We start from the raw sequence: 23,515 nt of genomic DNA on the forward strand, positions 1-23,515 counted from the left end.
TTATTCCTCCTTGGTTCAAACCGAATGTTGGTGGATTTGAATTATTGTTTGCTTACATTGAAATGAGAGATCAGTTCTTGGAGTTCCTCTGACATGCTGGTAAGGCGTGTGGAAGAGTCTACCAATGTAATCAAAGATGCTTTTTGCTCATCTACTGATGAGGAGATTTGTTCACTGCTGTCTGCTGTCTTGCTTACGCTTGAAGATAAATCATCTGCTGTAGCGGTCATTTCTTCAGTACCTGCAGAAATTTCTTCCGTAGCGCTTGAAACTTCCTGAATCTGATTCGAAACTTTTTTCGCTGCTTCGAGGATATCTTCGAACAATTGTCCCGTTTGATCGGCTACACTGAGCCCTGTATCTACTTCGGATGTACCTTGCTCCATGGCACGAACCGCTTGTTTAATTCCAGCCTGAATCTCCTGGATCAATACGCCAACCTGACTGGTCGCTTGTTCAGACTGCTCGGCAAGTTTACGTACTTCACCTGCGACAACTGCAAATCCTCTTCCTTCCTCACCGACACGTGCTGCTTCGATGGATGCATTGAGGGCAAGCAAGTTGGTCTGGCTGGAGATTCCAGAGATGATATTGAGAATATCGCCGATTTCCTGTGAACGACTCTCCAGGACCTCAATGGCAGAAGCGGTATTCTTAACCGATTCCGTAATCAGATTCATTTGTTCGGACACTTGACGGACAACGCTGTTCCCTTGTTGTGAGCGGCGTTCCATTTCATACGCTTCATCCGCTACACTTGCGGAGCTGCTGGCAATCGTCTGAATCACGGTAGCCATCTCGGACATGGCACGTGCACTATCCCGGGTTGCCTGCTCCTGTGAACGAATGTTGGAAGTGATTTGTGTAACATTGTTATTAATGGAATCCGCGTTCTCGCTGTTTCTTTCGGAAACTTCATATAGTTCTTTGGCAGACTGATTTACTTCTTGAGATGTGAGTTGCACTTTAACGATCGTATCGTTGATTTTGCGAACCATGGTGTTGAACTTCTCGTTAACCAGTCCCAGATCGTCCTTGCCTGTTGGAATGTTGACATTCAAATTACCCCGACTTACGTCATCAATTCCTTTAATCAAGTGACGGATAGGGGAAAGTGTGTTTTTAACCACAAGGTATTGGATAATCAGGAATAATAGCAAGAAGGCTACCAGGATAATGATTCCGTTCTTGAGCAATGAGTTCAGTCCTGCGGGTACGGCTGATGCATCTGCATCAACGGCGAAATAAGAGAAAATCTTGCCGTTGCTATCTTTAATTGGATAAGCAATGGTTGTCCAGGTTCCAAAATCATCGGAATAGAACGTTGTAAACGTTGGGCGATCCGTATTGAGCATTTCTTTCAGCGCATTGGCTACAACGACGGGCTGCTCATACATGTCACCGATATTTACGCTCTCACTTTGAAAAGCCTCTCTCAGGTTGGTCGGCATCGCTACAAGTGACGTTAATCTATTGTTGTCGCCACCGAGCTCAACACCGAAGAGGTAGGCTTGTGCAATGTTAGGATAATATTCTTGCATTTCATCGAAATACGCTCGTAATTTCGTTTGTGTTGTTCCATCATAGCTGCCTTCCGCAATAGCAGCTTGTACTTCGGTGGGGTTGATATCTTCAGCCCATTTCTTGGTGATTTGTTCCACCTGTCCATGCAGCTGATCAACAAGAACTGTTTTCTGAAAATAGTAACTGCTTGCAATCAGTGCTACCCCGATGATAATGATATTGGTAAATGAGAGTAACAGATTTTTGGAGAAAAACGACATACTTTTCCAACTTAATGATTTCACAAATTCCACTCCTGATCTTCTTTAAATTAAGAAACTTAAGGTTGCCTTGGTACAGTGAACTAGATCATCTCGTGATCCCCTCCAAAGGAAATTTATGCGACAATGGTCTTGGTTTAACAGTCGCTATCGTAGAGACTTATGTACCGTATGAACCATAGGTGTCTAATTATTAAAACACATCTATAATTAATATGTCGTATAAAATGTCGTTAAATTGAATAGTTCTGTTAAAAATTTTTAAATATTTTACGTATTTATGGACATATCAGACGAAATATAGGTATTTAGAACTGTTTATTTTAAAATTTCCCATTTTTTAGCTTCATTCTGTATTCTATAACATGGTGGGTAAAAATACATCCTCAAACATTGGAAAAAAGATTGGTAAAGATGCAACAGAAGGCACGGATATACATCGGAAGCGGTTTTATCTATAATAACTACATATGCATTTCTCAAATTATGAGCAGGCGGGGGTTTATAGATGAATCTTAAACAGATAGCAGCAGAGCGTGCGGCAGAATATGTTGAAGATGGAATGAAGGTTGGATTAGGGACAGGTTCAACAGCTTATTATGCGATCTGCAGAATCGGTGAGCGGGTACGTGATGGATTGAATATTCAAGCGGTGGCCACTTCGGAAGCTTCGGACAAGCTCGCCCGGGAATGGGGTATCCCCATTGTTCCCTTTGACCAGATTGGACGTCTGGATCTGACCATTGATGGCGCAGATGAAGTAGATCCCGAATTTAACCTGATCAAAGGTGGCGGCGGGGCTCTTTTGCGTGAGAAAATCGTGGCTGCCAATAGTGACAAATTGATTATTGTAGCAGATGGCAGCAAAGCCGTACAAAAGTTGGGAAAATTCCCGCTACCGGTTGAGGTGGTTCCGTTTGCTTCAGAGTGGACCTTCCAGGCTCTCGAAAAACTGGGGTGTCACCCACAATGGCGGATGGATGGACAGGAGCGTTATCTGACAGACAACGGAAACCTGATCGCGGATTGCCACATGGAAGTGATCGATCATGCTGCGGACCTTACTGTTCAATTGAACATGCTACCGGGTGTTGTTGATAACGGACTATTTGTGGATATGGCGAGCACAGTCATTCTTGCCCATGCGGACGGTAGTATCGAAGAGCTTCATCGTTCTTAATTTGAAAGAGGGTGCTTCCTATAGGTATAAAAGAACTACCCCTAGTGGATGGTGAACTTGTTCTCCGGTGTGTGGAGAAGAAGGATCTGCGCGAACTCTATGAATTGATTTATAGTGATGACATTCCGGAATGGAAGCAGTGGGATGCACCCTATTATCCTCTCGAACACGAAAGCTATGAAAGTTTTGAACAAGGGATGCTCAAACGTATGAACGTTGATCAAAGCGAGTCCAAACCTGTGTCGATCCGTATCATAGAATTTGACGGACAAATCGTGGGTACGATCAGCTATTATATAGAAGATGAGTTATCCATGTGGCTGGAAATTGGGATTGTGATATACAGATCTGCCCGATGGGGAAGCGGAATTGGTACGCGGTCACTTGTGATGTGGTCAAGTCATTTGTTTGAACATCTACCTCTGGTTCGGGTGGGATTGACCACATGGTCCGGCAATGAACGAATGATGCGTGCGGCTGCAAAAGCCGGGTTGCAGGTGGAAGGGCGAATGCGGAAGTGTCGTATCGTTCGCGGGGAATACTATGATTCAATTCGTATGGGAATGCTTCGCGAGGAGTGGGAGCAGAAGCTTTCGTCTAATGCGAGCGGAAATGTAAACAACTGATGGAGGATTATTGAAATGCTGAACACGGAGGACAACCGGGAACTATCTTTACAATTATTTGTGGTTCTTGTACGGGCCTACAATTCTGTGACCTCACGTTCCAATCGGGACATCCAGAGTCATGGACTGAATACGACAGAATTTGGCGTGCTTGACTTGTTATATCATAAGGGACCACAGGCGTTGCAAAAGATCGGTGAAAAGGTACTGATGTCCAGTGGTAATATTACGTATGTTGTAGATAAGTTACAAAATAAAAATCTGCTGTTTCGTCGGCCATCCAAGGAAGATCGGCGTGTGATTTACGCTGAATTAACCGAGGAAGGAAGACAATTGTTCACAGAGATATTTCCTCAACATCACCAGGTTATCATTGATGCTTTGGAAGGACTGGACCCTTCAGAGAAAGTGGATGCGATACGGATGTTGAAGAAGCTGGGCTTGGCTGCAGAAGGGAAAACTGACTTGCGTTCATAACGCAGGTCAGTTTTTTTGTGGAGCACGAAAAGTATAGCAGATACTGGCTGAGTAACTTGCATGGTTCTACATAATATAGGAAAATTATTCTATACATTGATAGCGCAAACGCATGCTTATCAAAAGTTCATGTATAATGGAACAGACATATGGAGAGCGGAATGGATGGATAACAGCATTAAAGATCACGTAGATGAACCTATCCCAAACTGCAAGTTAGCTAACGTCGATCTCATTCCCGAGTAGAGGAGGGATGCGTCCATGAGTCATCGAGAAGCAGGAGAACACTTACTCCAACAAGCCAGTAACTTGGCTGATAAAATAACGGAGAAACAGTATCTCAGACAGCCCGATTTACTTGAGAGATTTGGCGAGAATGGAAAAATGCGAACCAAACAGGATTCTGAGTATAGCTTGAACTATTTGGCCGAAAGTGCGCTCGCACAGAGTCCTCAACTCTTTACGCATTATATTGCGTGGCTGAAAGTTCTACTTGAGGGTTACAAGGTATCGGCAGAAGACCTGGCGATTAATCTCAATCTGATTAAAGAGACATTGGAAGAGGAATTTGACCATCCGTCAAAGGCGCTTCTGCTCGATTATCTGGAGATGGGAATATATAGAACAACACAAACGGAGTCACATGCAGGTTACATTAATGAATCCATGCCTTATGGAGAGGCTGCTCAATCGTACTTGCAGTGTTTGCTTGATAATAAACGAAAAGAAGCCTTTGAGATCATTGAAGTTCAGTTAGAAGCCGGGGCGACGATTCGTGATATTTATCGATATATCTTTCAGCCTAGCCAGTACGAAATAGGGCGATTGTGGCAATGCAATCGGATCAGTGTAGGACAGGAACACTTTTGTACGGCAGCGACCCAGTCATTCATCTCACGTCTCTACTCACGCTGGTTGATGGATAACGGTCAGGATAAAAAGCTGGTTGCCACCTGTGTAGGCAGTGAACAACATGAGATCGGACTACGCATGCTCACAGATGTGTTCGAGATGGAAGGTTGGAATGCGTACTATCTGGGAGCGAATGTTCCCAATGGAAGTGTAGTAGAGGCCATAGAGCGCCATCAGGGCGATGTTGTTGCGATTTCAGTTACGATGACGTATCATCTTCATCTGGCCAAAGAGCTCATCCATCTAATACGTCATCATCCGGCAACGGCACATGTGAAGATTATGGTTGGGGGATATCCCTTTAATATTGATCAGGAGCTGTGGAGAACGATAGGAGCTGACGGTTATGCTTCAGGAGCTAATGAAGCAGTTGTCGTCGCAGAACAATTACTGGCTCAGCCAGTTTCATGTGATCATCATGATATGGTTAGGGATTAGGAGAGGGGTGATGTGGTGCCTGATGAGAACGGAGAGATACAGAGGCTGCGCAGAACGATTGAGCAGTTATCGGATCAGATGATCCGTAGCAGAGAGCAGGAGGAACGGACGCTTGCGGAATTCTCGGATATGAATAATGAACTGGTCACACTCCAGCGTCTGCTTGCGAAGAACAATATTAGTCTTGAAGCCGCACGTCAGAAAGCAGTAGATGCAGGTGAATCTAAAAGCGCATTTATTGCAGGAATCAGTCATGATTTTCGTACGCCATTAAATGGAATATTGGGGATGGCTGAGATGCTGCGGCTGTCTCCTTTGTCTGAAGAACAGGAGAATTCTGTTTCTGTTATACAGGATGCTGCCAGACTGCTGCTTAAGCTGATTCAGGATCTTCTGGATTTGTCCAAACTTGAGGCGGGGCAGATGCGACTTGAACTGGGGGATGTGGATCTGCAAGAAACGATACATTATATTGTTCGTTTGCTTGAACCTCAAGTCAGAAAGAACGGCAATCAGTTATCGGTAGACTTTGATTCCAGAATATCAACTCTTCTGGAAGGGGATTCAACGAGAATTACGCAAGTGCTCATCAATCTAATTCAGAATGCAAACAAATTCACATCAGAAGGTACGGTACGGATACGAGTTACCCTTATTAAGAATGATGAGATTACTCAAATGATCCGATTTGAAGTGAAGACACAGGGATTGGTATCTCGGAAGAAGATCAGAACCAATTATTTCAACCCTATATGCAGACAGAACGAGGCCGTTCGAGCGAGTATGAAGGAACGGGTCTTGGATTATCGATCTGCAGATCGCTCGTAACACTGATGGAAGGTCAGATCGGAGTAGACAGCAAAGAGGGTGAAGGATCAACATTCTGGTTCGAACTTGGGCTTAACAAGAAACAAGGTAACCCGTCCGCTCCCGAGTCCGGCCCACCGTTGTCTGAGCAGATTCAAGCCCAGGCTGTGGGGGATGAAGCTTCTTCCGTATCTGTCTTGTTGGCCGATGATAACGTGATCAACCGGCAGCTTGTTATGTTGCAACTCAAAAAGCTGGGAATCACCCAAGTGGACGCTGTCTTGAATGGGGAGGAAGCAGTAGCTGCTTTTCTCAGCAAAAAATACAGTTTGATTCTAATGGATTATATGATGCCATTAATGGACGGCTTGGAAGCAACACGCAAAATTCGCGCGATAGAAATGGATGAAATGCGTCATGCCACCCCAATCATTGCGATGACAGGTAATGTTATGCAAGGAGAGAAAGACAAGTGTAGGGAAGCCGGAATGAATGACTTCATCGGTAAACCGTTCACGTTGGAGATCCTTAGTACGATGATCCAGAAGTGGCAGCAACCTTCTGAATCGACAGAGGTACTGAATATGAGTATCGTGCATGAGATTGCGGAATTAAACACCGATGGCGATGGCTCACTTCTGGGTATGTTATTGGACATGTATCGTACCGAAACACCTGGCAAGATCGAAGTGCTGCGTAGACATATTGTTTTGGGAGACCATGCAGCTGCAACAGGGGTAGCCCATGATCTGAAATCAGGTAGTTTGAGTCTGGGGATTCGTTATCTATCGACTTTGTTTGCCCAGGTAGAGCAGTTCTCCAAGGAAGGCCAATCGCGTAAAGCAGAACCGTTGCTAGATACTTTGCTGCCTGCTTTTCAAGAAGCATGTGCGGCCCTGCAACGAGTAAGTAAGAATTGAACACATTGTAATTAGGAAGGAAAGGTAGGTCACGTTCATGTTATTCTACGGACTTGGGGCACTGATTCTGATCGTTCTTGCTCTTCTATGGGCAGGAGGGCTTTATTTTTTCAAAACTGCCATTCGACGTACGCCCAAAACGTTTTTGGTGGATAATCCGAATCTGATGCCTGAACCGGACAATGAAATCATCAGCAGTGCTTCCGATCTGAAGTGGCTTGATGCTCAGCCTACAGAAGAGATATCTATTCAATCGCATGATGGATTAAAACTGTATGGTACATGGCTCGGTTCCAATAGTGGGTCAGATCAGACGGTTATTCTGGCACATGGTTATTCGGGGAGAGGCAGAGAAATGGCTGGATTCGCCAGGTTTTATGCTGAAAAGCACGGCTATAACGTACTCATGCCAGATGATCGAGGTCATGGACAGAGCGAAGGGCATATCATCGGTTTTGGCTGGTTAGATCGGAAGGATTATGTCCAGTGGACCAACTGGGTGCTGGAAAAGGTGGGTACACAAGGGGAAATCCTATTGCACGGCATATCCATGGGAGGAGCAACCGTACTGATGACAGGTGGTGAAGCTCTGCCAAGCCAAGTTAAAGCGATTGTCTCTGATTGCGCGTATACCTCCGTGGAAGAAGAACTGAAGTTCCAATTGAAGCAATTATACAAACTTCCTGCATTTCCGTTCATACCCGTCACAAGTCTGCTCTCCAGATGGAAGGCAGGATACTCTTTCAGGGAGGCATCCGCGCTGAATCAACTTGCCAAAGTCAACGTGCCTGTGCTGTTCATCCACGGTGAAGCTGATACGTTCGTACCAACAGAAATGGTGTACAGGTTATACGAAGCTTGTCCGACCGAGAAAGAATTGCTCACAATTCCCCGGGCGGGCCATGGCACAGCGTTTCAAGTGGATCGCATCCGATATGAGGCAGCACTGGAATCCTTTATGAAAAAGAATCTATCGCCTTCGTGCTTCGTGCCTGTAAGTTCAGAGGCCAAGTAAAGGCGATGACCTTGTGCTTGTAGGCATGCCGATGAATAAAGGGGCTGGGCATTTAATTGATTTTTGTGTGGCAATCTGGGTATTAAGTAGAAGATGCAAAATCATTTTCTAATTGATGGGGGTATCTTGATGGGAAACGAACAATTTGAGGCTGCGCGAAAAGCAGAGGCAGGTTATCATTCCAATTTCTATCAGAATAATGAATTATTCGCCTCTGGTACCTGGATGTCGAGGCCCATGCCTATGGTGATGGATATGCTGGAACGTCTCCTTGCTCACAAGGAGGAACTGCGTGTTCTTGATCTGGGATGCGGAGTCGGGAGACATACGATACCGATTGCACAGCGTCTTGCCCAGACCAACAGTGAAGTCATCGGTGTGGATTTACTCGATGAGGCAGTAAACGGACTTCGCAAGTATGCGAAAGAATATCAGGTTGATCATATCGTGCAGGCGGTGAAAGCCGATGTTGAACATTATGCTGTGGAGCCAAACTATTTTGATTATATAGCTGCTTGTTCTTGTCTGGAACATGTCTCGAACAAGCAAGCCTTCATGGAAGCGATAGACCGGTTACAGGCCGGAACTCGTACAGGGGGCATTCATTGTATTACGATGAGCACCAATGTGGAGGAGAAAGAAATCAATACAGGTAAGGAGATTGAACCATTAATTGAACTGAACTTGTCGACCGTTGAAGCGATCGCTTTGCTGGAGGATGCCTACGAAGGTTGGAATATTCTACTTCAAGAACATGTTACACAGACGATTGAAGAGGAAAAGTATAATGAACCGACACAGTTTCGTTGTGAACTGCTTCGTTTTGCTGTACAAAAGCAATAAACTCTCCGCCGGGATCTGACAATGGACCCGGCACTCTTAATGTGTAGTCTGAAGGGAGATAGTCAAGGATGAATACATATGTAATAGGGATGGATGGAGGAGGGAGCCATACGCGTGTGGCTGTCGCCGATCAGAACGGGAAGCTTTTATCCTATGTGCAAAAGAGTGGTTGCAACCGCTATCACGATACTAATGCTGAGCAAAATGTGCTGGAAGCTATCGCCGAAGCGATAACTCAAGCCGGGCTCAAGCCGAGTCAGATCGCCTCCATTCAGGCAGGGATGGCAGGCTTGAATCAGCCTGAAGATACAGTTTGGGCTGAGGCATTACTCGCTCGTACGGGGATTACAGGCAGGATCAGTGCAGTAAACGATACGCACATCGCACATACAGCGGCCTTCGACGGTGAGCCAGGCATTGTCGCTATTGGAGGGACGGGCTCTTTAATCCTTGGCAGAACGGAACAGGGTTCTTGGATCCGCAATGATCAGTTCGGTCATTATGCGCCGACAGCAGCACGTTTTTTGGCTTACGACACAGTGCATTCCATTCTTGCAGGACGTTATGGGCCGCAGGATCAAGCTTGGATTGAGCAGGTGTTGGCATATTGGAATGTTACCTCAGTCCGAGAGCTCGCTGCGCTGGGGGTAGCCGGTTTTGCCGAAAATAAACAGGCGACCAACCGGAAATTTGGTCAGATGGCGTCTATGGTGACTGAAGCTGCTGCTCGCAATATTCCCCTCGCTGTTAGGGTATGTGACTCGGCTGCTGACACGGCCGTTGTGGGCATCTTGATGCTTGCATCCTGTTTTGAACATCCAACAGTGTCCTTGAATCTTACCGGAAGTTGTCTGAGTTCGCCATTTATGGTGGAAGCTGTTCAGAAAGGGCTGGATGCTGCCTATCAACCCAATGGAAAAACAATTCAATACATGACTAGCCATCTGCCAGCAGTTGGAGGTGCATTGTTGGATGCATATCATTTGGCGGTGATCAAGGTACCAGACGACGTCTCGGCTGTGCTTCAATCGGAGCTGAATCGGCACACGACTTGAACTTTTAGAGGCTAACGACTACAATACGATAACGGAAACAAGCAAGGTATAGGAGGAATCAAGGTGTTAATTAATTTGAAATCACGCATACAGGAGCCGGAAGTGCAGGAACTGTTGTCCTATTCGGTCTTTCCTGATCCGGATCACTTGAACCGTGCGTTGCAACAATATGTAGAGAAGGACGAGCTGCAAATGGCCGGTTACGAAGATGAAGGACAGTTGATCGGTCTGATTGGATATGAGAAGACAGGAACAAGTGAGATTACCATTCATCATATCGCGGTTTTGCCTGAAAACCGCTTCAAAAATTATGGACGCGGTATGATCTCACAACTGTTGGCAACATACAATCCCGATAGACTGATCGCTGAGACCGAACTGGAAGCCGTCGAGTTTTATCGGAATACGGGGTTCGTGGTGTATAGTCTGGGTGAATTATACCCAGGTGTGGAGCGATTCCGTTGTGTGCTTGAAAAAGAGGAAGATACAGAGGAAGAGTAACACAGAGAAATTTTATTACTTTATGAAGTATATGGATCATAATCATTACAGGATGTTGGATTTGGCAATTAGCTGAGTCGGACGTCCTGTTTTTTTGTTTTTTTATCATAAAACCAGGAAAAAAGTATTGCTATAAGAGATTGTTTCATTATAGAATAGTTTCACAAGAGAATAGTTCGCCAAGCGAACTATATAGATTCGGGAAAGGAGAATGAAGAATGAATACACCGGATGCGAAAAGTTTGGTGAACCGCTATTTGGATGCTTCCTTTCTGGTCAATAAGCGGTTCGATACGCGGATACGTGAACAAGTGGGGCAGACCATAACGACCGATCAGTTTTGCGCACTTCGTCTGATTGAAGAGAAACCTTCCTGCACACCCTCTGATCTGGCAGAGCTTCTGTGCATAGGTAAGAGCAGCATTACCGCTTTGATCAACAAGCTGGTGGATCGCGATCTGGTCCATCGGGCCGGGGATGAACGCGACCGCCGCGTTGTATATCTGACACTGACGGATACCGGACGACAGGTATACAGGGAAACAGAACAGGAAATACAGCAGATTCTGGAGCCGTATCTGGTTCATTTTAAACCGGAAGAGGTTCGAATTTTCATTGAATCTTTTGAGAAGCTTGCAGCTTTGCTAACGCATGAAGGAGGACAGGAGAACGAATGAGAGCGATATTGAAAGCAAGATGGTGGTTAATGGGGCTATGGGTTGTTGTAGCTGCCGTTTTGATGTTTACTGCCCCTAACATGAGTGAACTCATTCGGGAGAAGGGGCAGTTTTCGGTTCCTGAAGGGTACTCTTCCACCCAGGCAGCAGCGATTTTGAATGAAGCTGCAGCACAAAAAGGAGAGCAACAGGGTAGCCAGATCGCGCTTGTGTTTTATAACCCGGATGGTCTGGGTACCACGGGAACACAAGAGGCAGAGCAGGCCATTAAGAACTTGGAGGCCGATAAGGAGAAGTTGGGCATTCTGTCCATTCTGGAACCTTTTTCTCAGCCTGAGTTGTCCGAGAAGATGATCTCAGCTGATGGCAAAACCATTCTAACGTCACTATCCATCGATCAGGGAGATCGCACGGTCAAGGAAATGCGAGAAGACCTGAATGAATCATTGAAGTCCGTCAATGTGGAGCACTACATAACCGGTAAAGGTCTGATTGACGAGGATACCATCGAAAGTTCCCAAGAGGGGCTCAAGAAATCGGAATATATTACAGTTGTCTTTATTTTACTTATTCTGTTCCTGGTCTTCCGTTCGTTTGTAGCTCCGTTTGTACCACTGCTGACGGTGGGGATCAGTTACATTGTATCGCAACAGATTGTTGCATTCCTCGTGGATGGAGTTGACTTCCCGATATCCACGTTTACACAGATCTTTATGGTCGCCGTCATGTTCGGGATTGGTACGGATTATTGTATCCTGTTAATCAGTCGGTTCAAGGAAGAACTGGCTCATCATGAGAATACGTGGGATGCCATCATTGCCACCTATCGTACTGCGGGTAAAACGGTACTCTTCTCGGCTCTTGCCGTGCTGGTTGGATTCATTGCCATCGGCTTTGCCCAGTTTATGTTGTACCGTTCTGCGGTTGCCGTAGCTGTAGGTATTGCTGTGATGATGCTGGCCTTGGTGACCATCGTACCATTTTTCATGGCGGTGCTGGGCAAGAAGCTATTCTGGCCGTCGAAGGGTTCACTTGAGCATGCCGAGAGCAAAATTTATGGTGCCGCTGGTCGCTTCTCGCTGAAACGTCCATGGGCTGCGCTGCTTATCGTTGCAGCTGTCTGTGTGCCTCTTCTGGCAACCTACGATGGTAAACTGTCGTTTAACAGTCTCGATGAGATTGGCGAGAAATATGATTCAGTAAAAGCATTCAACATTATCTCTGACAGCTTCGGTCCGGGTGAATCGCTGCCGGGTCAGATCGTCATTCAGAACGATGAAGCGATGGATAATGCGAAGTATATGGCCGTTGCAGAGAAAATTAGCCGGGAAGTAGAGAAAGTAGCCGGAGTCTCTGGTGTCCGCAGTATGACACGACCTACGGGTGATGAGATTAAAGATTTTGAAGTTACACAGCAAGTGGGAACATTATCTGATGGACTGGGTGAAGGCAAGACGGGGCTGGACAAAATCCGTGATGGTCTGAGTGAAGCCAGCAGTCAGCTAAGTAAAAATGAACCACAGTTAAAAGAAGCTGCTGATGGAGCGGGTGAACTTACCAAAGGAACCACCCAGTTGCAATCGGGTATCACGCAGCTAAGTGAGGGACTTGGGCAGATTGAAAAAGGCATTCGAGATGGTTCTGCAGGTGCAGGGGATCTGAAAGCAGGGCTCCAGCAAGCCAAAACGAGCGCAGATCAACTTGCGCAGGCGAACAATCAGTTACTTGAAGCCTATCGTCAGGCAGGAGCTGGTGTCGCTGCACTGGGGGATGGAACCCGTGAGCTGGAGCAGCAGCTGAACGGGGTTTCAACGGCTCTAACCAGTCTGTCCGAATCCTTCACAGCACTTGAAGAACGTTATCCTGAATTACAGCAGGATGCTGACTACCAGCGTATCAAAGGCACGATAGGTGAAACGGGTTCTGGCACAGCGCAGCTTGCTCAAGGTTTGGGTCAGATTAAGACCAAACTTGGGGAAGCCGCAGCTGGAATTAATCAGGCCAATGAAGGTTTTGCCTCCGCAGCAGCCGGACAAAAAGCACTTGCCGATGGTCTTGGCCAGATTGTAACGGGAATCAGTCAGCTTGAGAGAGGTCTGAAACAGGCCGCTGATGGTCAAGGGAAAGTCATTAAGGAGATACCTTCCATTCAGACCGGACTTGGTCAGCTTCAGGGTGGACAGGAGAAAATTCAGCAAGGCTTCTCAGATCTGAGTGGTCAACTGACACAACTAACGGATGGCTTGAATCAAAGTGTCGATGGTATTAAACAGGTATCCGGGGGACTGGATTCAGCTCAAGACTATCTGACACAATTGCAAAATTCACCGGATTCGGATCTGGCAGGCTGGTACGTTCCTGAAGAAGCACTGAGCAACAAAGACTTCACACAGGTATTCGATACGTATCTGTCCCAAGACCGGAAGACGATGACTATCGACGTTATTTTCGCCGAAAATCCATACGGAACAGAAGCCATTGATCGTGTCCCTGACATTGAGGCTGCTGTGCATCGTGCGGTACAAGGCAGTACGCTTGAAAAAGCAGACATCGCCATAGGCGGAGTTACCAGTACGTTTGCAGATCTGCAGGAGATCTCGAATAACGACTATACACGGACTGTAATGCTGATGCTGGCAGGCACATTTATTATTTTGGTTGTGCTGCTCCGCTCGATCATTATGCCGCTGTATCTGATCGTTTCCTTATTACTGGCATATTTCACATCGATGGCGTTAACGGAAGTGATCTTTGTTAATATCCTCGGATTCGCAGGCATCAGCTGGGTTACTCCGTTCTTCGGATTTGTCATGCTGATTGCACTCGGTGTGGATTATAGCATCTTCCTGATGGACCGTTTCAATGAGAACAAAGGCATGAAAGTACAGGATGCCATGTTGTACGCGATGAAGAACATGGGGACCGTTATCCTCTCGGCAGCGGTCATTCTGAGCGGTACATTTGCTGCCATGTATCCATCCGGTGTTCTCTCGATGATGCAGATTGCTACGGTCGTCCTTAGCGGACTGATCTTGTACTCTTTGCTGTTCTTACCATTCTTCGTTCCAGTGATGGTGAAGATGTTTGGCCGGGCCAACTGGTGGCCATTCCCTAACAAGGAACAGGCGGATTCCGCTGATTCGGATCGGACCATAGGCATGTAATACTTTGCAATGGATTAGGCTCTGCCGCGTTATGCGGCAGGGCCTTTTTTCTATTTTTTCACCTCTAAAAGAAAACTACTGCCTTGTGCAAAAGAAAGGTTGATGCCTAAGGACACCATCCCGCGCCTTGTCGTCCCACTCATCATAAGATATAGAGCAGTTCATTATTGTTCAGAGAAATCACAGCAGAGAGGGGCGACGGGATGGTATATCGATATGTGGCTATAGGCGATTCATTAACGGTAGGTACAGGAGCGTTGCTGGGCACCGGCTTTGTTCCTTTATATCGACGAATGGCGGAAATGAATGTCCGTGCGTTTGTATCCATGGAAAATATGGGCGTCAATGGACTGACTTCGGGAGAAATGTTACAGATGATCTCATCGCATCCCCGAGTACGGCAATCGCTGCGTGAAGCGGATATTATTACATTATCCATTGGTGGGAATGATCTGATTCGCACGTTTAAAGCAAGTGGTGGCATTCCGAATGCCAGCAAAATGACACAGGTGCTCGGAGAAACCCGCAGTAATGTATCCCAGATCATGCGGCACATTCGGCAGTTGAAGGGTAACAGTGAGTATATGGTCCGATCCATCGGATTGTACAACCCGTATCCACAAGTGACGGAAGCTGCGTACTGGGTGCGCCAATATAATTCATTTCTGAATGGAGCGGGATCAGGAAACTATGCGTGTGCTCAGGTCTATGACAGGTTTGAAGGTCGTGAACGTGAACTGTTATTCTGGGACAAGGTGCACCCTAATGCAAGAGGATATCGTGTCATTGCAGAACAGCTGAATCGGATCAGATATTATCCGTTCTCTTGAACTAGAGAAGCATGGATTACGTTGGAACAGAACTAGACCAAGCAGTGGAGTTCCTTTAAGATAAATAGATGACAGTTCCATTTTGTGAGATAAAGGGGTTAATATTTGGTGCAAAACATCGATTCCGGTTCCCTCCATCATTCAGAGCAGCAACGTATATCCGAAGTGTTGGCCTTATATGGTTTCACATCGGACTGGAAAGGTGAGCGTGGAAAAGGTGGAATGAATAATTCTACCTACATGCTCCATGTAGACGGGACTAGTTACGTACTGAGACAATATGAAACACATAATGATTCGATGAAAATCGCCTTTGAACACGAGGTGCTGGAGGCCCTCAAACGTTCGAACTTTAAGCTTGATACGCCTTCACCTGTAAGACGGTTATCTGGTGAGGGAGGTACATTCCTTGCTATCAAAGATAGCCTCACAGGTCACACCAAAATCGTCACTCTGTTTCATTATCGGGAAGGCGTCAATCCGATCTGGCATACGCCAGTTCAATTGTTTGGGCTTGGTCAAGCAGCAGGTGCTCTGTCTTCTGTTATGGCTACGCTGGACATACCCCTTGAACCTGTTTACCCGCCTTATTATCGAATTCAGGATGCGTATCCGCTCTGTTCACCCGAACGATTATTACAGCTATGCACATCGCCGCCAGTGCAATTGGCCGCATGTGCGAATGAACTGAAGCAACTTAGGGTTACACTACCAGATTTGTTTGAAGCACTGCGTGGAATGGAACATCTGCCGCATCAACTGGTTCATGGGGATGTGAATGCTTCTAATGTGTTGGCAGATGAGCAGGGTGAAATCTGTGCCATATTGGATTTTGAATTTGCCACTTGGGATCTGCGGGTAATGGAATTGGCTGTTCCGATGTCTGATCTTCTGACTATGGACAAGAGTGAAGATTGGATGTGGCAAGCACAAGAGGGCTTGATTAAGGGATTTCGGGCACACGTCAGCTTGGAACCAGAAGAGCTGTTAGCGATACCGCGATTGATTCTGCTACGTAGTCTGGATGTGGTCATGCATTTCATCAGTCGCATGTTCGAGATGACAGATGAACCGGAAGTGGCTGTACAGCAGATTGTGAAGCTCAAACAGCGGATCGATTGGATGCGGCTGAATGAAGAACGATTGCGTGAAATATTGGTATATTAAGCGGTTTTCAATGAATAAAGTGCACTGAATTCTGCTACAAGGGCAGAGATCAGTGCACTTTTATTGGTTAGAAGAGTTATATATGAATATTACAGCGTATAGCGGATGACATTACAATCCACGCTTGCGGAACCAACTGCGGACAGCCCAGCGGCGCTCCTGGCGTTTCTTGTATTTGGGCAACGAGCGATAAACGTTTAAGGATTGCTCATAAGCCTGCTTAGCATCTGCATTGTTTCCGAGTGAACGATGTACCGAGCCGAGCAGATAATAAGCTTCACTGGATGAAGAATGAATCTCCTGAAACTGATGCACGTAATTCAGCGCTTTGTCCCGATGTGTTTCTTTGAAGGCTCCAGCAAGGGTTAGATATGGGCGTCCGTACTTGACTCTAGGGTTGATACCAAGGGCTTGCAAAATATGGCGTTCGCCTTTTTCGATATTACCCAAATGCAGCTCAGTCGTCCCCAGTGCCTCCCAATACTCAGCCGATTGTTCGTATGGGCGTTCCAGTTCAAGCAATAAAGCATGTGCCTCACTGTAACGTTTGCGCTCAATCAGCAGGCGAGCCAGCTCCAGCTTGGATGATACTTCATTGGGGCTCATCGCAAGTTGTTGCCGAAGCCGGGAGATGTTACGCATACGCTTGAGGGGTTTCGTGAAGCTTGGGAATACGCCAACGTAACGACGATCCAGGAAATACAATATAACGAGTAAGATCAGAATGGCAATGAACGGATTACCTATAATCCGCCACAGAAGGCCAAAGATAAGAAATTTAATTAGCACAAGGTCAACTCCATTTATGATGTAATCGCGTTTCGTACACTTAAAATATACTTCGATTGATCCAGCGGATTAACCCCTCTCCGTTTGCGAGCATGAGTCACATCCGCAGGACAGTCCTGGTATCCGGCAAACGAAGTCGTGAGTACCCCGCGGCCGCCAGTCTCTGAACGCAGCTTCACCGGATAATCCATTGAGGTTGCCAGAGGCATGAGCCCTTCAATAATACAACGTCCACCACCGATGACGGGAGCCTCGAAGGTTGCCCGCATATGTACCAGGTCGCTGAGGGCCTTGCCACCGTATTCCTCCGGGACCGTCAGCCTGAACTGAAGGAGTGGTTCCAACAAGGTGGTACCTGTTCTCGCCAATCCATCCATGATTCCCATCGGTGTGGCTACGACAAAATCAAGCGGGTGGGTATGCCAGACATGATGTTCCCCTTCCACAAGTGTGATGCGCAAATCGGTGACTTCCCAACCGAGCATGCCTTGAGACAAGGCTTCGGGTATCCGTCGTTCGACTTCGTTCTGATAACGTACCAGCAGGTGATCGGCCCTTACGGTCGAGGTATAGATCAGACCGCTTCCACGAGGCAAAGGTTCGATCCTGAAGCGGAGGATGGCCCAGCAGGGCTTTGGCATCGTATAGGCAATGTAACCTTCTCCGGCTGCACGGGGTGTCTCCTTGTAGATAACGGATGGCGGATCGAACACGACATCCAGTCCGAAACGACTCAGTAACAAGCTGGATAAAATCTCAAGCTGAATGGTGCCCATGACCTTGAGATGCAATTCTCGTTCCTCTGGCAACCATTGCAGGTCGAGCAAGGGATCTTCATCCGTCAACTCCTGCAATGCTGCCACAAGATCGGGGTAACGTGCCGGGTCTTTGCCATGTACTTGCACCGTCAACAACGGCACAGCCATCTGTGGCAGAGGAGGTACACCCTCGGGACTACCAATAATGTCACCCACATGCGTGTCGCTCAGTCCGTAGAGTGCAGCAATCTGTCCTGCGTGAACGGAACCGGTATCCGACCATTTCCGTCCGTCCATGCGGCGAATCTGAGTGACTTTTTCTTCAAGTTCCCGCGTCGAATTATGAATGGTATCCCGATTGTGCAGGCTACCACCATACATGCGGACATAGGCTGTGCGTCCCATCGAGCGGTCGCGTTCAATTTTGAACACAACACCAGATACCGGAGAGTCCACAGGCTGTGCAGGTGGAGGCAGAAATGCAAGGACCGCATCCAGCAATGCCGTGACGCCGATTCCTTTGCCAGAAGCACCATAACACACAGGGAACATCTCACCCTGATGCACATGCCGCAGGAACACTTCATTCAGATCTTTTTGAGATAACGGAGTCTCCTGAATGTAAGCTTCCATGACCTCTTCGTCCAGTTCGGCAAGGATCTCGACCAGACCTGGAATGGAAGGGGGGCAATCTGACAGAGCATCTTGATTCGGATTCCAGAGGGAGTCGATGCCATGAAATGAATCTTCATGGATATGGCATGTTTGGATTTCGCATGCGAAAGGGGACAGGGTGGAACGAATCTGCTCCATTACCACTGAGGCAGACGCGCCAATCCGATCCACTTTATTAATATAGATAATGGTAGGGATGCGAAGTGAACGAAGGGCATGCCAGATGGCTTCGCTCTGGGACTGAATTCCCTCCACTGCTGAAAGAATCAGAATAGCACCATCCATCACGCGCAGCGTTCGCTCTACTTCGGAGCTGAAATCAATATGCCCAGGCGTATCAATAAGGTCAATGTTGGTATTCTTCCAGATGAGAGAGGTCATGGCCGCCTGAACGGATATGCCCCGTTCTTTCTCAATGTCCAGCGAGTCTGTGGCTGTTGTTCCGTCATCCACACGTCCGGGACTGCGGACGACACCACTTTCGTATAACATATGCTCGGTTGTGGTGGTTTTCCCCGCATCTACATGGGCGAAGATGCCAATATTCCTGCGATTTAATTCGTTTAACATAAGATGTTAAGCTCCTCTGACAACGGAACGCAATGTTTCCGACAAGTAATAATTACAGATTATCATACCACATCTGCCATATGGAAGAATATGTGGATATATATGATTAGAGCCATGGACCTGTGTTCCAGAAGGTTTCTATTTTAACGAGAACTGTTCATGGTTCTGCGGTAGGCTGCGGGTGTAGTGCCGGTTAATTTTTTGAATTGACGATAAAAATGGGGCAGACTGTCAAATCCGCAAGCATCCGCTACGGCGGCCATCGTCTCATCCCCTTGCACCAGATGTTCTTTGGCCATAATGACCCGTCGCGCTAATGCGTAATCCGTCAGAGTCATCCCCGTGTACCTTTTGAAGGCACGACTGAAATGGGCAGGGGATACCGCGGCATACTGGGCCAGTTCATGCAGGGAGAGGCCATTCCGAAGGTTGTCATCAATATGACAGATCGTGGAAGAGAGCCATGATGGACCCGAAGCGGACTTCCCTGAATTCGCGGGTCCCGCGGCTTCCAGACGTTCCAAAAAAACGAGCAGCAGTTGCAGTCTTAACAGGGCCGCATGGGCACTCAGGTGATGTCCAAGCTGAAATTCTGCCTGAATGTCATCAATAAGCGAGGCCACCTTGGTTTGCTCCTCTTCGTTCAGATGTCTCTTATATACCCGTAGTTTGCGACAACGTTCAAACAGGCCCAGTAAGGAAGAAGCAGCGCCTCCGGCGGTCGATGCCAGTAATCCCGGACTGAAGAATATTGCGGAAGATGTGACCGGGTTGCCTGCATCCGGCAAGGCACGGTGTACCGTGCTACCTGGAATGATAAACAGATCTCCTTCCTGCATATTCTCAAGACCCGTATCAATAAAAATGCTTCCCTGACCTCGATATACATAGATAATTTCATGCCAGTCGTGAAGGTGATCCGGCAATTCGTTCTGGGGTGATTTTGTGTCACTATACACCAAGCGAAAGGGGATACCTGATTCTGCTTGAATGGTCGTACGAACAGGTGAACGCTCCATAGAGGCTCCTTTCCAAACGCGCGTCTTCAACGAGATATTATACCTAGTCATGAGAGAGTATATTTACCGCAATATAAGCAATTTAATTTCCTTTTATTGATGATACAATGGATTTAAAGCGTTTACAATATAAGGGTGCAAGCCGTCGGGCGGCATTCAGAGTGTACAAATAATCGATGAGGTGAGTGTCCATGTCGGCAAGCACGAAACGTCCCAGGTTGAAGCTGAATCTGCTCGGAAGCGATGGTCAGCGCAAGTGCAAGGAGATTATGGAGCGTCCTGTGAAAGTTTTGCAGATCGGAGAAGGTAATTTCTTACGGGGGTTTGCAGACTGGATGCTCCATGAGAGTGCCAGACAAGGCAAATTCCATGGAAGTGTAGCTGTTACTCAACCACGGCCAGGAGGCAAAGCCAAGCTGGAGCAGATTCGCGATCAGGATGGCTTATATACGATGATTACGCGTGGACTGTCTCAAGGCAAGCCGGTTGAGCGGACAGAGTTGATATCTATTTTCTCACAGTGTATCAATCCATACGAAGAATGGGAGGCTTTTCTGAACCTGGCGGAACTGCCTTCACTTGAGTTTGTCATCTCCAATACAACCGAATCAGGATTGAAATATACGTATGCAGACTATATCGAGAGTGAACCCGTTCAATCATTTCCGGGGAAATTAACGGTTTTCCTGCATCAGAGATACTTGAAATTTAATGGAGACCCATCCAGAGGTTTGATTCATCTGCCATGTGAGTTGCTCGAAGGCAATGGTGATGTGCTGCGCAGTTGTGTCCTCCGTCACAGTGAAGATTATGGGTATTCGGATGGCTTCCGTTCATGGATTGAGAATCATAATGACTTCCTGAACAATCTGGTAGATCGAATTGTCACAGGTGCGCCGACCCGGGAGGAAGCCGATGCCTTGACGAATCGCTGGGGGTACGAAGATCAATTGATTAATACGGCAGAGCCATATCATTTCTGGGCCATTCAGGGTGATGAATCACTGGACAAAAAACTGCCACTCAAGCAGGCGGGCCTCAATGTACACTGGGTGAAAGATCTGAAGCCTTTTCAGGTACGCAAGGTTCGGATTCTGAACGGTGCACACACGCTGATGTCTTCTCTTGGTATTCTGCAAGGCAAGCAATATGTGAGAGAAACGATGGAAGATCCACATTTTGGCCCATGGATTAGAGAAGCTGTACATCAGGAGATCGTACCTGCTCTGGATATGCCTGATCATCATCTGGAACAGTATGCGGAAGAAGTATTCGAACGTTTTCTTAACCCGTATATTGATCACAAATTGCAGGATATTGCATTAAATACGATTGGGAAATTCAAAGTTCGTGTGTTGCCTACTCTTTTGGCCTACGAGCAAAATCAGGGAAGCTGGCCGGAACGTTTAATCCAGGGATTTGCCGGATTATTGTGTCTTTATCGTCCTGTAAATACGCCTGAAGGCTACAAGGGACAACGACTGAATGGGGAAGCTGTACCGTTACGGGATGACCCGGATGTTCTAGCTGCTTTAGCTACACATTGGGAGGGTTATGACTCACTTCATAGGAATCAGGAGCAACTGAGCAACCGAGTGGCGGCCGTGTTGTCGGATACCCTGATCTGGGGCGAAAATCTGGATGCAAGAGAAGGGCTGCGTGCAGCAGTTGTTCGTGAAATCGGTTTGTTGGAAGGTGAAGGGAAATGAACACAACAAGTACAATCAATGACTGGATTGCCATACAACCACAGGATGATGTCATTATAGCGCTTCGGGATTATGCCAAAGGAGAGCGTATTACATTGCCGGATGGTGTTTCCTTTACACTGCTGGATGACGTGCCAAAAGGGCATAAGATTGCTGTGCACACCCTGGCGCCAGGTGATGATGTGATGAAGTATGGTTTCTCCATCGGTATTGCCAAGGAGCAGATCGAGCAGGGAAGCTGGATTCATAGTCACAATCTGAAGACAGGTCTGCATGGATTGCTTGAATATGAGTACCAACCGACAACTCAGGTTCAGACGGACCTGCCTCCCGAACATCTGCGTTCATTCGATGGATATTTGCGGCCTAACGGTGAGGCAGGCATACGTAACGAAATCTGGATTGTGAATACGGTCGGGTGTATCAATAAAGTGTGTGAAGCGTTGGCGCGTATGGGGCAGTCACAATTTGGAAGTCGGGTAGATGGTGTATATCACTTTCCGCATCCGTTCGGGTGTTCACAGCTTGGCGATGATCTGAAGTACACACAACAGTTACTGGCTTCCTTGGTGGAGCATCCGAATGCAGGAGGTGTGCTGGTTATCGGTCTGGGCTGTGAGAACAATCAAGTCGATGAGTTCCGTGAATGTATTGCTCCGGAATACCGAGGCAAAGTACGGTTTCTCAAAGCACAGGAAACAGATGATGAGCTTGAGGAAGGGCTTCGACTGATGGAAGAACTTGTGGAGATCGCTGAACATGAACAACGTCAGCCGCTTCCGCTCAGCAAACTCAAAATTGGCTTGAAGTGTGGCGGCTCTGACGGGTTATCCGGCATTACAGCTAATCCGCTGGTTGGTTCCGTTGCGGATATGCTGGTTGCTGCCGGGGGAACGGCCATTCTGACTGAAGTTCCTGAGATGTTTGGTGCAGAGACGATCTTAATGAACCGGGCTGCCAATGAGCAGGTATTTCAAGATTTGGTGGATTTGGTTAATGGCTTCAAGCAATATTTTGTGAACCATGGCCAGAACATTTATGAGAATCCTTCACCTGGGAACAAGGCTGGAGGCATCACGACACTGGAGGAAAAGTCACTTGGATGTACGCAAAAGGGAGGACGTTCTTCGGTAGTCGACGTTCTGCGTTATGGCAAACGTGTGACTCAAACCGGTCTCAATATTGTGGAAGCACCCGGTAATGATCTGGTGTCTGTTACCGCACTATCTGCGGCCGGTGCACATATAGTGCTCTTCACAACAGGGCGGGGAACTCCATTTGGAGGCCCGGTGCCTACCGTTAAGATTGCGACCCAATCCGATCTTGCGAATCGCAAAAAACACTGGATTGACTTCAATGCTGGCCAGTTGTTGGAGGGGCGGACGATGGATGAGGTAAAAGTACAGATGTTCAGCCAGCTGATTGATATTGCTTCAGGACGGTCACACACACTCAGTGAGCAGCATGGATTCCGGGAGATTGCCATATTCAAGGATGGCGTGATTCTCTAAATCCAGTATGGGTGGAGTCGTTATCATCCGGGATGCATCATAACGTGAAACGCAGCTAGTCCCGGTTGCATCTGTGACAACCGGGATT

20 protein-coding genes are annotated in these 23,515 nt (G+C 47.2%); 16 read left to right on the forward strand and 4 right to left on the reverse strand.

The genetic code is table 11. The features are described from left to right. Positions 1 to 41: 41 nt before the first annotated feature. On the reverse strand, positions 42 to 1,784 hold the full coding sequence (locus tag M1D71_RS09995; protein WP_458127211.1) for a methyl-accepting chemotaxis protein: 1,743 nt from the start codon (positions 1,782 to 1,784) through the stop codon (positions 42 to 44). 508 nt (positions 1,785 to 2,292) lie between these two features. Between M1D71_RS09995 and rpiA the strand changes: the two genes are divergently transcribed. From rpiA to M1D71_RS10065, 14 genes are all read left to right on the forward strand, one after another. Beyond that, on the forward strand, positions 2,293 to 2,964 hold the full coding sequence (gene rpiA / locus M1D71_RS10000; protein WP_458126314.1) for a ribose-5-phosphate isomerase RpiA: 672 nt from the start codon (positions 2,293 to 2,295) through the stop codon (positions 2,962 to 2,964). 44 nt (positions 2,965 to 3,008) lie between these two features. Next, positions 3,009 to 3,590, forward strand: coding sequence for a GNAT family N-acetyltransferase (locus M1D71_RS10005; protein ID WP_458126315.1), 582 nt, complete (start codon positions 3,009 to 3,011; stop codon positions 3,588 to 3,590). A gap of 15 nt (positions 3,591 to 3,605) precedes the next feature. Further along, entirely contained in the window at positions 3,606 to 4,067 is a 462-nt protein-coding gene (locus M1D71_RS10010; RefSeq protein WP_336761151.1) for a MarR family winged helix-turn-helix transcriptional regulator, read from the forward strand. A 261-nt stretch (positions 4,068 to 4,328) separates the two neighbouring features. Beyond that, entirely contained in the window at positions 4,329 to 5,417 is a 1,089-nt protein-coding gene (locus M1D71_RS10015; RefSeq protein ID WP_458126316.1) for a cobalamin B12-binding domain-containing protein, read from the forward strand. Between the two features lie 12 nt (positions 5,418 to 5,429). Further along, complete coding sequence (locus tag M1D71_RS10020; RefSeq protein ID WP_458126317.1) at positions 5,430 to 6,245, forward strand: sensor histidine kinase; 816 nt, start codon at positions 5,430 to 5,432, stop codon at positions 6,243 to 6,245. After that, on the forward strand, positions 6,170 to 7,144 hold the full coding sequence (locus M1D71_RS10025; protein ID WP_458126318.1) for a response regulator: 975 nt from the start codon (positions 6,170 to 6,172) through the stop codon (positions 7,142 to 7,144). Before M1D71_RS10020 ends, M1D71_RS10025 begins: the two co-directional genes overlap by 76 nt. A gap of 37 nt (positions 7,145 to 7,181) precedes the next feature. Continuing rightward, a complete protein-coding gene (locus M1D71_RS10030) occupies positions 7,182 to 8,159 on the forward strand; it encodes an alpha/beta hydrolase (RefSeq protein WP_458126319.1) in 978 nt (325 codons plus the stop codon). Between the two features lie 129 nt (positions 8,160 to 8,288). Then, positions 8,289 to 9,002: a class I SAM-dependent methyltransferase gene (locus tag M1D71_RS10035; RefSeq protein WP_458126320.1), complete on the forward strand. Its 714-nt coding sequence runs from the start codon at positions 8,289 to 8,291 to the stop codon at positions 9,000 to 9,002. A 68-nt stretch (positions 9,003 to 9,070) separates the two neighbouring features. Further along, positions 9,071 to 10,057 carry an N-acetylglucosamine kinase gene (locus M1D71_RS10040; RefSeq protein ID WP_458126321.1) on the forward strand — a complete coding sequence of 329 codons (987 nt, stop codon included), beginning with the start codon at positions 9,071 to 9,073 and terminating at the stop codon, positions 10,055 to 10,057. A 63-nt stretch (positions 10,058 to 10,120) separates the two neighbouring features. Continuing rightward, on the forward strand, positions 10,121 to 10,558 hold the full coding sequence (locus M1D71_RS10045; RefSeq protein WP_458126322.1) for a GNAT family N-acetyltransferase: 438 nt from the start codon (positions 10,121 to 10,123) through the stop codon (positions 10,556 to 10,558). 218 nt (positions 10,559 to 10,776) lie between these two features. Continuing rightward, on the forward strand, positions 10,777 to 11,235 hold the full coding sequence (locus M1D71_RS10050) for a MarR family winged helix-turn-helix transcriptional regulator (RefSeq protein WP_458126323.1): 459 nt from the start codon (positions 10,777 to 10,779) through the stop codon (positions 11,233 to 11,235). Further along, the gene (locus M1D71_RS10055; protein ID WP_458126324.1) at positions 11,232 to 14,399 is read left to right on the forward strand and encodes an MMPL family transporter; all 3,168 of its coding nucleotides are present in this window, start codon (positions 11,232 to 11,234) and stop codon (positions 14,397 to 14,399) included. Before M1D71_RS10050 ends, M1D71_RS10055 begins: the two co-directional genes overlap by 4 nt. A 203-nt stretch (positions 14,400 to 14,602) precedes the next feature. After that, positions 14,603 to 15,229: a GDSL-type esterase/lipase family protein gene (locus M1D71_RS10060; RefSeq protein WP_458126325.1), complete on the forward strand. Its 627-nt coding sequence runs from the start codon at positions 14,603 to 14,605 to the stop codon at positions 15,227 to 15,229. A gap of 108 nt (positions 15,230 to 15,337) precedes the next feature. Beyond that, the gene (locus M1D71_RS10065; RefSeq protein WP_458126326.1) at positions 15,338 to 16,396 is read left to right on the forward strand and encodes a phosphotransferase; all 1,059 of its coding nucleotides are present in this window, start codon (positions 15,338 to 15,340) and stop codon (positions 16,394 to 16,396) included. A gap of 111 nt (positions 16,397 to 16,507) precedes the next feature. On the opposite strand, the gene M1D71_RS10070 is transcribed toward M1D71_RS10065, so the two are convergent. The 3 genes from M1D71_RS10070 to M1D71_RS10080 form a co-directional block, all read right to left on the reverse strand. After that, complete coding sequence (locus M1D71_RS10070) at positions 16,508 to 17,185, reverse strand: tetratricopeptide repeat protein (RefSeq protein WP_458126327.1); 678 nt, start codon at positions 17,183 to 17,185, stop codon at positions 16,508 to 16,510. 14 nt (positions 17,186 to 17,199) lie between these two features. After that, a complete protein-coding gene (locus M1D71_RS10075; protein ID WP_458126328.1) occupies positions 17,200 to 19,188 on the reverse strand; it encodes a GTP-binding protein in 1,989 nt (662 codons plus the stop codon). 143 nt (positions 19,189 to 19,331) lie between these two features. Next, positions 19,332 to 20,207 (reverse strand): helix-turn-helix domain-containing protein, encoded by an 876-nt coding sequence (locus M1D71_RS10080; protein ID WP_458126329.1) that lies wholly within the window; start codon positions 20,205 to 20,207, stop codon positions 19,332 to 19,334. A 191-nt stretch (positions 20,208 to 20,398) separates the two neighbouring features. On the opposite strand from M1D71_RS10080, the gene M1D71_RS10085 reads away from it, so the two are divergent. Both M1D71_RS10085 and M1D71_RS10090 read left to right on the forward strand, forming a co-directional pair. After that, positions 20,399 to 21,916 (forward strand): tagaturonate reductase, encoded by a 1,518-nt coding sequence (locus M1D71_RS10085; RefSeq protein WP_458126330.1) that lies wholly within the window; start codon positions 20,399 to 20,401, stop codon positions 21,914 to 21,916. Next, positions 21,913 to 23,427, forward strand: a complete 1,515-nt coding sequence (locus M1D71_RS10090; RefSeq protein WP_458126331.1) for a UxaA family hydrolase — start codon at positions 21,913 to 21,915, stop codon at positions 23,425 to 23,427. The genes M1D71_RS10085 and M1D71_RS10090 overlap by 4 nt, the downstream gene beginning before the upstream one ends. Positions 23,428 to 23,515: the final 88 nt, after the last annotated feature.

The organism is Paenibacillus sp. Z3-2, from assembly GCF_054161325.1.

Bases quoted from the DNA above. Each gene is read 5' to 3' on its own strand.
- M1D71_RS09995 (WP_458127211.1), bottom strand. From the start codon at position 1,784: ATGTCGTTTTTCTCCAAAAATCTGTTACTCTCATTTACCAATATCATT.
- rpiA (WP_458126314.1), top strand. From the start codon at position 2,293: ATGAATCTTAAACAGATAGCAGCAGAGCGTGCGGCAGAATATGTTGAA.
- M1D71_RS10010 (WP_336761151.1), top strand. From the start codon at position 3,606: ATGCTGAACACGGAGGACAACCGGGAACTATCTTTACAATTATTTGTG.
- M1D71_RS10015 (WP_458126316.1), top strand. From the start codon at position 4,329: ATGAGTCATCGAGAAGCAGGAGAACACTTACTCCAACAAGCCAGTAAC.
- M1D71_RS10025 (WP_458126318.1), top strand. From the start codon at position 6,170: ATGCAGACAGAACGAGGCCGTTCGAGCGAGTATGAAGGAACGGGTCTT.
- M1D71_RS10030 (WP_458126319.1), top strand. From the start codon at position 7,182: ATGTTATTCTACGGACTTGGGGCACTGATTCTGATCGTTCTTGCTCTT.
- M1D71_RS10035 (WP_458126320.1), top strand. From the start codon at position 8,289: ATGGGAAACGAACAATTTGAGGCTGCGCGAAAAGCAGAGGCAGGTTAT.
- M1D71_RS10040 (WP_458126321.1), top strand. From the start codon at position 9,071: ATGAATACATATGTAATAGGGATGGATGGAGGAGGGAGCCATACGCGT.
- M1D71_RS10050 (WP_458126323.1), top strand. From the start codon at position 10,777: ATGAATACACCGGATGCGAAAAGTTTGGTGAACCGCTATTTGGATGCT.
- M1D71_RS10055 (WP_458126324.1), top strand. From the start codon at position 11,232: ATGAGAGCGATATTGAAAGCAAGATGGTGGTTAATGGGGCTATGGGTT.
- M1D71_RS10060 (WP_458126325.1), top strand. From the start codon at position 14,603: ATGGTATATCGATATGTGGCTATAGGCGATTCATTAACGGTAGGTACA.
- M1D71_RS10075 (WP_458126328.1), bottom strand. From the start codon at position 19,188: ATGTTAAACGAATTAAATCGCAGGAATATTGGCATCTTCGCCCATGTA.
- M1D71_RS10080 (WP_458126329.1), bottom strand. From the start codon at position 20,207: ATGGAGCGTTCACCTGTTCGTACGACCATTCAAGCAGAATCAGGTATC.
- M1D71_RS10085 (WP_458126330.1), top strand. From the start codon at position 20,399: ATGTCGGCAAGCACGAAACGTCCCAGGTTGAAGCTGAATCTGCTCGGA.
- M1D71_RS10090 (WP_458126331.1), top strand. From the start codon at position 21,913: ATGAACACAACAAGTACAATCAATGACTGGATTGCCATACAACCACAG.